Origin of the sequence: Mycobacterium sp. (assembly GCF_050701675.1) — a bacterium.
Classification (GTDB): Bacteria; Actinomycetota; Actinomycetes; order Mycobacteriales; family Mycobacteriaceae; genus Mycobacterium.
In genome coordinates this window covers 1-9807 of record NZ_JBOGDD010000312.1, presented here as the reverse complement: position 1 = coordinate 9807, position 9807 = coordinate 1, and the positions used below count along the sequence as shown (strand labels likewise).

Annotated in this window: 13 protein-coding genes; 8 read left to right on the top strand and 5 right to left on the bottom strand. The window is 68.3% G+C overall.

The annotated features are described in order from the left end of the window. Positions 1 to 723, top strand: a 723-nt coding sequence (locus ACRDUX_RS09310) for an acyl-CoA dehydrogenase family protein (RefSeq protein ID WP_526413180.1), incomplete at its 5' end; no start/stop codon positions are given. Between the two features lie 74 nt (positions 724 to 797). Here ACRDUX_RS09310 and ACRDUX_RS09305 read toward each other — a convergent pair. Together ACRDUX_RS09305 and ACRDUX_RS09300 are read right to left on the bottom strand one after the other, a co-directional pair. Then, on the bottom strand, positions 798 to 989 hold the full coding sequence (locus ACRDUX_RS09305; RefSeq protein ID WP_526413178.1) for a hypothetical protein: 192 nt from the start codon (positions 987 to 989) through the stop codon (positions 798 to 800). A 57-nt stretch (positions 990 to 1046) separates the two neighbouring features. Further along, entirely contained in the window at positions 1047 to 1730 is a 684-nt protein-coding gene (locus ACRDUX_RS09300; RefSeq protein ID WP_526413176.1) for a GAP family protein, read from the bottom strand. Between the two features lie 119 nt (positions 1731 to 1849). Here ACRDUX_RS09300 and ACRDUX_RS09295 point away from each other — a divergent pair, with 119 nt between their 5' ends. From ACRDUX_RS09295 to ACRDUX_RS09265, 7 genes are read left to right on the top strand one after another with little or no spacing between them, the layout of a single operon-like run. Beyond that, complete coding sequence (locus tag ACRDUX_RS09295) at positions 1850 to 2851, top strand: AAA family ATPase (protein WP_526413174.1); 1002 nt, start codon at positions 1850 to 1852, stop codon at positions 2849 to 2851. A gap of 4 nt (positions 2852 to 2855) precedes the next feature. Continuing rightward, positions 2856 to 3728 carry a DUF58 domain-containing protein gene (locus ACRDUX_RS09290; protein ID WP_526413172.1) on the top strand — a complete coding sequence of 291 codons (873 nt, stop codon included), beginning with the start codon at positions 2856 to 2858 and terminating at the stop codon, positions 3726 to 3728. Continuing rightward, a complete protein-coding gene (locus ACRDUX_RS09285; RefSeq protein ID WP_526413170.1) occupies positions 3718 to 4191 on the top strand; it encodes a hypothetical protein in 474 nt (157 codons plus the stop codon). Before ACRDUX_RS09290 ends, ACRDUX_RS09285 begins: the two co-directional genes overlap by 11 nt. Continuing rightward, entirely contained in the window at positions 4182 to 5162 is a 981-nt protein-coding gene (locus tag ACRDUX_RS09280; protein ID WP_526413168.1) for a hypothetical protein, read from the top strand. The genes ACRDUX_RS09285 and ACRDUX_RS09280 overlap by 10 nt, the downstream gene beginning before the upstream one ends. Further along, positions 5159 to 6097: a VWA domain-containing protein gene (locus ACRDUX_RS09275; protein ID WP_526413166.1), complete on the top strand. Its 939-nt coding sequence runs from the start codon at positions 5159 to 5161 to the stop codon at positions 6095 to 6097. Before ACRDUX_RS09280 ends, ACRDUX_RS09275 begins: the two co-directional genes overlap by 4 nt. Beyond that, positions 6094 to 6795, top strand: coding sequence for a hypothetical protein (locus ACRDUX_RS09270; protein ID WP_526413164.1), 702 nt, complete (start codon positions 6094 to 6096; stop codon positions 6793 to 6795). The genes ACRDUX_RS09275 and ACRDUX_RS09270 overlap by 4 nt, the downstream gene beginning before the upstream one ends. 41 nt (positions 6796 to 6836) lie before the next feature. Beyond that, positions 6837 to 7490, top strand: coding sequence for an MOSC domain-containing protein (locus ACRDUX_RS09265; protein WP_526413162.1), 654 nt, complete (start codon positions 6837 to 6839; stop codon positions 7488 to 7490). A gap of 56 nt (positions 7491 to 7546) precedes the next feature. On the opposite strand, the gene ACRDUX_RS09260 is transcribed toward ACRDUX_RS09265, so the two are convergent. The 3 genes from ACRDUX_RS09260 to ACRDUX_RS09250 form a co-directional block, all read right to left on the bottom strand. Next, a complete protein-coding gene (locus ACRDUX_RS09260; protein ID WP_526413160.1) occupies positions 7547 to 7723 on the bottom strand; it encodes a hypothetical protein in 177 nt (58 codons plus the stop codon). Between the two features lie 254 nt (positions 7724 to 7977). After that, complete coding sequence (locus tag ACRDUX_RS09255) at positions 7978 to 9273, bottom strand: acetyl-CoA hydrolase/transferase family protein (protein WP_526413158.1); 1296 nt, start codon at positions 9271 to 9273, stop codon at positions 7978 to 7980. After that, the coding region (locus ACRDUX_RS09250; protein WP_526413156.1) for a WS/DGAT domain-containing protein at positions 9266 to 9807 on the bottom strand (542 nt) is incomplete at its 5' end. The genes ACRDUX_RS09255 and ACRDUX_RS09250, both read right to left, overlap by 8 nt.

The window sequence follows — 9807 nt, the reverse complement described above, 5'->3', positions numbered from 1 at the left end:
GCGGATGCGTGGACGTTGTCCGGAAGCGTCGACCGGGTGGTCGACGCGGGTGCTGCCGACGAGCTGCTGGTCGCCGCGACGAGCCCTGACGGAGTGGGCCTGTACGCGGTCGACACCGCGGGCGCAGGCGTGGACCGCCGGGCACTGCTCACCGTCGACCAGACCCGGCCCCAGGCGGGCGTCACGCTGTCCGGCGCGCCTGCCCGGCTGGTGGCCGGACCCGAGGAGGCCGAGCGCGTCATCGCGCACGCCCTGCAGGTCGGCTCGGCGCTGCTGGCCGTCGAACAGGTCGGCGCCGCGCAGCACATCCTGGACGTCGCCGTGCAGTACGCGAAGGACCGGTTGCAGTTCGGTCGGCCCATCGGCTCGTTCCAAGCCGTCAAGCATCGGTTGGCCGACATGCTGGTCGACCTGGAGCACGCCCGGTCGACGGCTTATCACGCCGTGTGGGCGCTGACCGACGGGTCGGACGATCCCGCGCTCGCCGCCAGCATTGCGCAGGCCACGGCCTCAGCCGCGTTCAGCCGCATCGCCACCGACGCCATTCAGACCCTCGGCGGCATCGGGTTCACCTGGGAACACCAGGCGCACCTGTACTTCAAGCGCGCGACCACCGACGCTGCACTGTTGGGAAGCGCCGAGCAGCACCGGTCGCGAGTCGCTGAGCTCGTCCTCGACACGGCCTCGGCCGAGAAGCCGCCGCGGGTCGCCGACGGCACCTAGGTCTCTCGCCGCGAGCGTGCGTGTCTGTCCCACGACACGCCGCTCACGGCGGGAGTTCACGCACGCTCGGGGTGCTAGCGCGTCAGCTCCGCCCAGATCGTCGCGGCCAGTCCACGACCCTCGTCGACGTGGACCGGTGACGACTCGTCACGGCCCAATGCGCGCCCAACTGCGTTCTGCCACAAATCGTTCCAACCGCCGGGCGACCCGGCCGCGTAGCCGACCTCGGGTAGCCCCGCCAACAGCGCTCTCTCCCCCTGCTCCATGTGGGTAGTCAACGCGCACCCACGAGCGCGGCGCAATCGAATTTCGGGGCGGCCCGCTCACCACAGCGCGCGGTAGTTCATCAGCGCACCGATGACGAGTACCACCCCGACGCCAAGGAACAGGACCCGCACCGTAGTGGGCCCGAACCGGGTCATCACCCGAACGACGTTGCGCTGCACACGCCTTGACCGGATGGTCCGCTGCGTCGACAGCGCCAACACCAACAGCGACGGCACCGCGGCGAGTCCGCAGTACACCAACACGATCGCCGGCCACGCCGTTGGCAGCGGACTGTGGGAGGACACCATCGCCAGCGACGTCAGGTAGGGCACGGACGTCGCGGCCTGGCCCACCCCGATGGCGAGTCCGACGATTCCGAACAGCCACGGGTTGCGCCGCGTCAGGTTCAGCGCCCATAGCGGCGGAGCGGGCCTGGCCGATCCCGAGAAGCTCGCCACCGCGATCAACACCAACCCCAGCACCAACTGACCCCAGTACCGGACGGTGGGAGTCAGCTCGAATTCGACACGGTCGGCCAGGTTGCTCAGCCCGAGCACGGTCAGCACGCCGAAGGTGGCGGTCGCGGTGAACACTCCCGCCACGAAGCTCAGTCCCGCAGGCAACGCTGACCTGCGGCTGAGCCTGCTGTCGTACACGACCGCCGACGTCACTCCCAGGTTGAGGACGTTCATCGAATCGAGGAACGCGAACCCCAGGAGAGGCAGTAGTAGTCCCAGCATGACGCCAACAACCTACGGCAGTGCCTGTGCGCGAGCGACGGGAGGAACCGGGGACGCCGGGGCGTGAAGTCCGCCGTTGCGGGTACACACCACCATCGACGGAACGCACGGAAGGACTCATGACCGCAGCGCGATCGCAGTTGGACCAGCGCGAGATGACCGAAGCACAGCGGATCGTGGGGGCGGTCGGGAGTGCGTTCTCGGCGAAGGTGGTCGGGCAGCAGCGGCTCCGTGAGTCGATGCTGCTTGGCCTGCTCGCCGGCGGCCACCTGCTGGTCGAGAGCGTTCCCGGGTTGGCCAAGACCACCGCGGCCCGCGTGATCGCCGAGTCGATCGACGGCGGATTTCGGCGTATCCAGTGCACTCCCGACCTTCTTCCCAGCGACATCATCGGCACCGAGATCTACGAGGCGGCGACCAACTCCTTCGTCACGCGGCTGGGGCCCGTGCACACCAACATCGTGCTGCTCGACGAGATCAACCGTTCCAGCGCGAAGACGCAGAGCGCGATGCTCGAGGCCATGGAGGAGCGCCAGACCACGATCGCGGGCGTCGAGTATCCGATCCCGGAGCCGTTCCTGGTGATCGCGACGCAGAATCCGGTGGACCAGGAGGGCACCTACCCGCTCTCCGAAGCGCAGACCGACCGCTTCATGCTCAAGGAGGTCGTGGACTATCCGTCCGCCGAGGACGAGGTCGAGGTGATCTCGCGGATGGACGCGGGCCTCTTCGACAAGGCGCATCGCACGGCGCCGGTGGTGGGCATCGACGACATCAGACGGGTGCAGGGGCTGGTCCGCGGCGTTCACATGGACCGCGCGCTGATCACGTACGCCAGCCATCTCGTCGGCGTGACGCGTGAGCCCGAACACCATCTGCCTGCGAGCACGGCCCGGCTCATCGAGTACGGCGCCAGCCCGCGCGCCACCATCGCCTTCTGTCGGACGGCGCGCGCCATGGCCGTGCTGCGCGGGCGCAGCCACGTCGTTCCCGACGACATCGCGCAGCTGGCCCACCGCGTGCTGCGCCATCGCCTGATCCTCGGTTTCGAGGCGGCCAGCGCCCGCGTCACGCCCGACGTGGTGGTCGACGCGGTGCTGCGAGCAGTGCGGGTGCCGTGAGGTCATGGGGTTACATCTCGACCGAGCCAAGGCGCACTTCGGCCGCGACACCAACGGCATGCTCGAGGGCGGCCGCTACGCGCTGGTGCACACCCGCAGCCTCGAGTTCGACGACCTGCGCCCGTACGTGCCTGGCGACGACGTCCGCGACATCGACTGGAAGGCGACGGCCCGCTCGGGCCACGTGTTGATCAAGCGGTTCGTCACCGAGAAGCACCACAAGATCCTCGTGGTGGCCGATGCGGGCCGCAACACGGCGGCGCTGGCTCCGTCCGGCGAGCCGAAGCGCGACGTGGCCGCCAACGTCATCGGCGCGCTGGGACTGATCACGCTGCGGCGATCCGACGAGATCGGCATGGTCTTCGGTGACGCCCGCGGGTGTGTCGACATTCGGTTGCGGCGCGGTGAGACGCACATCGAGTACATGCTGCACAGATTCCATCAGCACGCTGCGGCACAGCCGGCCCGGAGCAGCATCCTCACTCAACTCGACTGGGTGGCAAGACATTACCGTCGTCCACTGTTGATCGTCGTCGTGTCCGACGAGCCCGACGTGGATTCTCGGCTCGATGGCGTGCTCACCCAACTCGGTGGCAGCCATGACGTGCTGTGGGCGATGGTGTCGGACATGCCGGCGGTGGGCTCGGTCGGGGACGAGTCAGCTGGCTACGACGTGGGCGACGGCGGGTTGGTGCTCAGCGGTGCCTCGCTCGGACCACGTGTCGTCGAGGCGTATCAGCACGCGGAATCGGAACGGCGTGAACGACTCTCGGAGTTCATGACCGTGCAAGGGGTGCCGCATGCGGCGGTTCGGGGCAGCGCCGCCATCCGGACCTCGCTGACGGCGCTGACGGGGGTGTATGCCCGTGCCAGATGACCTGCTACGCCACGTCATCGGTCCGACGCCCTACTCGTCCTGGCCACTGTGGCTGGCCATCGTGCTCTCGACGGTCCTCGTCGGCTGGTACGTCGGCGTCGTCCTCCTCACTTCCCGTCGTCGACGGCTGCGTGACGTACCGCTCGTGGGGGCGGCTCGCGACCGCATGGTTCGGTACCGCTTTGCGCGGGCGGTGAACGAGATCGGCGGCCGCTACCGTGCTGGCGAACTCGAGGCGGCGCAGGCCGGTGCCGCGGTCAGCGGTGAAGTCCGCCGGTTCCTGCATCGGGTGACGGGCGTGCCCGCGGAGTACATGCAGCTCGACGACATCGCCCGTAGCGAGATCGCGGCCGCCGCAGCCGTATTGGGGCAACTGACCGACGTACAGTTCAACGCTGCGTCACAGTTCGACGTCGGACGCATCGGCGACGACGCTGAGGAGCTGATCCGGTCGTGGACCTGACCTGGATGGTCGTCGCGATCGCCGGGTGCGTGGCTCTGGCGATCTGCATCGCGGCGGTGCTGCTGCGGCCGATGGATGCCGAACGCCGACGGTTGCGGCCGCTGGCCAACGCGGGCCGCCTGACCCGGCTGCCCGAATACGTGCGGGCGAAGCGGAACCGCACCAGGGCGGCCGTCGTCACGATTGCGCTGCTCGTCGTCATGTTCGCCTGCTCGATCATCGTCGCCGCGCGCCCGAGCGGATTGTTCACTTCGGCAAGGCAACTCGACGGCGAAGACCCCGAGGACGTCATGGTGTGCATCGGCGCTCCCGTGACCGATCCTGCCGTCGGCGCCACGCTGCGTTACTTCACCGACCACGCAGACGACTTCAGCACCGAGCGGATCGGCCTGACGTCGCCGAACCGACGGGTGGTACCGCTGACCCGGGACTACCAGTACGTCAAGGAGACCTTCTCCAATTACGCCCAGCCTGCCGATCAACGCGGAGACGTCGCAGCCTTCTCCCCCGCGTTGTCCTACTCGGACTACGCCGAGAGTGTCGAGGACCAGCTGGCATTGTGCCTCACCGGATTTCCGGACTTCGATCACGCTGCAGCGCAACGCCGTTCGCTGATCTACGTCGGTCAAGGCCAGTCACCGTCTCCCGACGATCCGCGTCCGGCGTTGTTCACCGCCGATCGAGTCAAGGACGTCGCCCTTGCGGCGGGCGTCCAGGTCAACGTGCTGGCCACCGGCCCCGATTCGACCTTCCTCTCCGCACTTGCGCGAGACACCGGCGGGCAGGAATTCTCGGCCGACTCCGGCGTGGCCACGCGCCTGACCGAGATCCGCGACCACCCGCCACGGGCCAGCTCCAGCGACGCGCGGGACGCCGACGGCAGGTCGACCGAATCCCCCGACGTCCCACTGGTCCTCGCGCTGCTTGCGGCGGCCATGTTGGCGGCGTGGCCGGTGGTGCAACGACGATGACGTTCGAGCCCGTGCTGCCACCAATCCTGCTTGGCGTCGTCGCCGCGGCCATCCTGGCCACCCGCATCGTCGTGCTCCGCAGGCTGACCGCGAAGGGCCGCACCCGCGTCGCGGTGTGGCGGTGGTGCGGCCTGACCTTGGCGATGCTGCTTCTTCTCGTGGCCGCCGCACGACCCGTCATCGATGCTGACGAGCGCGGTCCCAGCCGGGTCGCGGATCGTGAGGCACCCAACGTGTTCCTGGTCGTCGACCGATCGCCCGACATGCGGGTGCGGGACTCTTCCGACGGGAAGTCGAGGATGTCGGTCGCGCGCGGCGACATGCTCACGCTCATCGACAGGTACCCGGGCGCCCGCGTCGCCGTGATCTCCTTCGCTGAGCGGCCCGCGCTCGAGTGGCCCCTTTCGGCGGACACGTGGAGTCTGCGGCCGCTGGCGGATACCTTCGAGCCGTACCCGTCGACGCCTGACTCCTCGTCCAACGTCAATGCGGGCGCTGCGGGAAACATGTTGCGCTATCAACTCATCAGCGCGGCGCAGCAGTTTCCCCGCGCCAAGACGCTGGTGTTCTACCTCGGTGCGGGCGCCCCCGAGTCGGAGCAGCCGCCTCGCGAGTTCAACCTGCCTGAGGACGCCGTCGACGGCGGTGCGGTGTTCGGCTACGGATCGGCGGTCGGCGAGCAGGCCCTGCGTGGCATCGCCGACCAGATCGGTGTGCCGTACGTCCCACGCGTCGATGCCGACTCCCTCGCCTCGGTGGCACCTCCTGACACCGCCGTCGCCGCAAGGGGAGCCGACGTCCCCGCCGCCGCCTCCGGGCGGACGGAGCTCTACTGGGCGCCCGCCATCCTCGCGGCGGCGCTGCTCCTCCTCGAGCTCTACGTGGTGCTGCGGGAGTTCCGCCGCACCCGGCTGAACACGGGCGTGATCGCGTGAGCGCCAGGACCCGGCTGCTGCTCTTCTCGGCGCCCGTCGCGGTCGTGCTGCTCATCGTGCTGGTGAAGCTGTGGTCGGTCGTGATCGCGGGCGGATCGGCCACCCGCGACTTCGCCGAGCGGAATGCCGACGCCTTGCGCGGTGACGTCGCTGCGCTCAACGTGCTCAACGTCGTGGAGCCCGAGAAGGCGTTCTTCGCCGCAGGGAGCCTCGCCGTACTGGACGGCCGGCTCGACGACGCGGACCGGCAGTTCTCCGCCGCGCTCGAGCGCACCGAACCCGCCCGATCCTGCCCGGCGCGAGTCAACCTCGAATTCGTCAGGGAGACAATGGGAGACCGGGCCGCAGGAGTATTCGACGCCGGATCGGCCGTCGCCTGGTACCGAAACGCACTTGCCGTCGTAAACGCGGCCCCCGACGGATGCTTCACGGGCAGCACCGACGCCGACGAGCAGCGCCGGGCCCTTCTCGACGATGCGGCCGCCCGGCTGACGCAGAAGATCGACGCGGCCCAGGCAGCGGCGCCTCCCCCGCCACCCCCGCCTGCCGGAGCCGCGCCTCCGCCTCCGCCGCCGCCGGCCTCGACGTCCACCACCACGCAACCCGACGGAGAGCTGCAGCTGCACCCGGGTGTCGGTGACCCGATGGAGCGCCTGCAGCAGATACTGCGGGACGCGGCGGCGCAGAACGGTGACTAACGCAACAGGCGGGGTCGTCGCGGCTTGACTACCCTTTAGCCGTGGCATCGGTGTTGACAGTGAACAGCGCGTACATCGGTCGGGACGGGAGCACCCCGAAGACCGGCATCGACAAACGCCCAACCGACGGAGCCATCCCCGTGCGGGCGCCGGGGCCGATGCACGGCGGACTCGGAAGCGGGATCGTCGGCGACGTCATCGGAAATCCCAAGCTGCACGGCGGCGACGATCAGGCCGTATATGCCTACGCGCGTGAGGATCTCGACGCCTGGGCGGCTCGGCTCGATCGCGAACTCACCAACGGGATGTTCGGCGAGAACATCACCACGGAGGGGATCGACGTCAGCGGCGCCGTCATCGGTGAGCGGTGGCGCATCGGCTCCGACGGCGTGCTGCTCGAGGTGACCCGACCGAGGACGCCGTGCAAGACCTTCGCCAACCGGCTCGGCATCGACGGCTGGATCAAGACGTTCACCCACGGCGGTTCGCCTGGCGCGTACCTGCGGGTGATCGAACCCGGGTCGATCCGGGGCGGGGATGCCGTCGAGCTCGTCGCACGACCGGACCACGGCATCACCATCGCCTTCGTGTACCGCGCGATGATGCTCGAGCCGGACCTGATGCCCGACGTGCTCGACGCCGACGCCCTCCCAGCCGATCTCCGCAAGCTGGCGCTACGGCGGGCCGCCAGCTAGGTTCTGACACGAAAAAGGGGCACCCGTTGCCGGGTGCCCCTTCTTGGCTTATCGGATCAGCGGCCGTTGCCGACCACCGGAGCCGGTGGCGCCTTCACCTGCTGCTGGATGTCGTTGAGCCACGCGTGATGGTCGACGCCGGTCGAGTACACGGACACCGGTGCGGCGACCGTCGTGGCCTGCGCGGGGCCAGCGAGCCCGACGAGCGCCGCGGCGAATGCTGTTGCGGCCATTGTGGCAAACCCGAATTTCTTCATTTCGAAGCCTTCTTCCTTGATCCTCTTTGGTGTTTGAGCCGTTGCGGTTCGGAACCCCTTCTCAACCGTTTTGGAACTCTCCACCCGGTATGCGTCCTTCAACACACTGCTCAGCCCGCTAATTCCATTGGCGGAATTTCATCGTCGGTTGGCAGGAATCAGTCTTGATCGCAGTGGCGCGGGTCACGGAATCGGTCGGACGGCGCGGTATTCATAGCCTGTCTAGCAAATCAGAGATAGCCGACGGTCCTGGCGGCCTTCTCCAGCTGCTCGCGGAAGTTCGGGTGGGCGATCGCGATGAGGCGGCGGGTGCGCTCGCGGATGGGCTGGCCACGTAGTTCCGCCACCCCGTACTCGGTCACGACCTTGTCGACGACGTTCTTGAACGTCGTCACCGCAGCGCCGGGGTGCAGTTGGCACACGATTCGCGACACCGACTCGTCGTGGTTGGAGGACTTCAGGACGATGAAGGACTGCCCGTCCTCGGCGAAGAGCGCGCCGCGCGCGAAGTCCGGTTGACCGCCTGAGGACGACCAGTAGCTGGTGCCGAGTGACTCCGACGCGCACTGGCCGAGGAAGTCGACCTCCAGGGTGGCATTGACGACGTTCATCCTGTGCTGCTGGCCGACCACCCGTGGGTCGTTCGTGTAGTCGACGGGCCAGAACTCGATACCGGGGTTCTCGGCGATGAAGTCGTACAGACGCTTGGTTCCGATGGCCGAGGTGGTGATGGCCTTGTGCCGGTGGGTGGTCTTGCACTCGCCCGTGATCGCGCCGGACTGGATCAGGTCCACGATGCCCTCGCCAAGGAGCTCGGTATGGACACCGAGGCGGCGGTGATCGCGCAGCAAGCGCACCACCTGATCGGGCACCGACCCGATACCGATCTGCAGGGTGGCCTCGTCGGGGATGCGTTCGGCCACGAGCGAGGCGATCCTGGTGTCGGCGGGGGTGGCCGCCCCGGACGGGAGCTCGACGAGCGGGTAGTCCGCCTTGCACCAGCCGACGATGTCGCGGACGTGGATGTGGTTCTCACCACGGGTGCGCGGTACCTGCGCATTGGTCTCCAGGAAGACGGGCATCTCGCCGGCCAGTGCGGCGACATAGTCGGCGTGGGATCCGAGGGAGAAGAAGCCGTGCTCGTCGGGCGGCGACGCGGCGGACAGCAGCAGCGAGCACTTGGTCGCGGTCCGCATCAGATGCGGTATCTCGCTGAAGCTGTTGGGCACCAGATCGCATTGACCCTCGTGGAACGGCTCGCGCAGGTACGGCGAGAGAAACCACGACACGTGCCGCAGGTTGGGGACCGCGCCGTGGAAGTAGGGCCGGTCGCGCACCGGGAGCATCTGGTGGATCCGCACGTTGGTCAGCGCGGCGGCGCCGGCCTCGATGGCGTCGATCACGGTCCGCGGTTCCCCGTTGGCGACGCCGACAATCAATTCGGCGTCGGGTTCGATGTGGTCGAGCACCGCCGTGGCCGGTACCAGCTTGGCTGCGAGCGCATCGACCGTCGCCTGCTCAGGCATCGTGCTGACCTCCTCCTGCGGCATCCCGCAGCGTTGTGTACGACGCTTCGATGCAGTCCGCCAGCCGCGCGACGTCGGGCAGGGCACGTGGATCGGTGCAGAGCCCGATGCCGACGTCACCTGCGCAGGAGACCGCGGAGATCCGCAGCGCGTGGTGCAGCGCAGGCTCGGACGAGGAGAACAGGTGCAGAACCCGCCGACCCGCGATGCTGATCGGGGTGGGCGGGCCTGGCACGTTCGAGATCGAGACGGAGAACTCGCGGGGGCTGCCTGCGAGTCGCCGTGCGGCACTACCGACGTGTTTGACCCTGCCAAGCGCGTGGAATAGGTCGTAAAGCTCGTCGGCATCGTCGAGACGCTTGCGCCGACTGGTTTCGGCCCTGATGAGGTCGAGCCGCGCCAGCGGGTCCGACTCGTCGTGGTGCAGGTCGACGTTCATGAACGAGTCGCGGTTGCCGACTGCGGCGTCCTCGTCGTGATGGTGCAGGCTGACCGGGATCTGGGCCCGCACGTCGCCGTGCCATCGTCCCATCG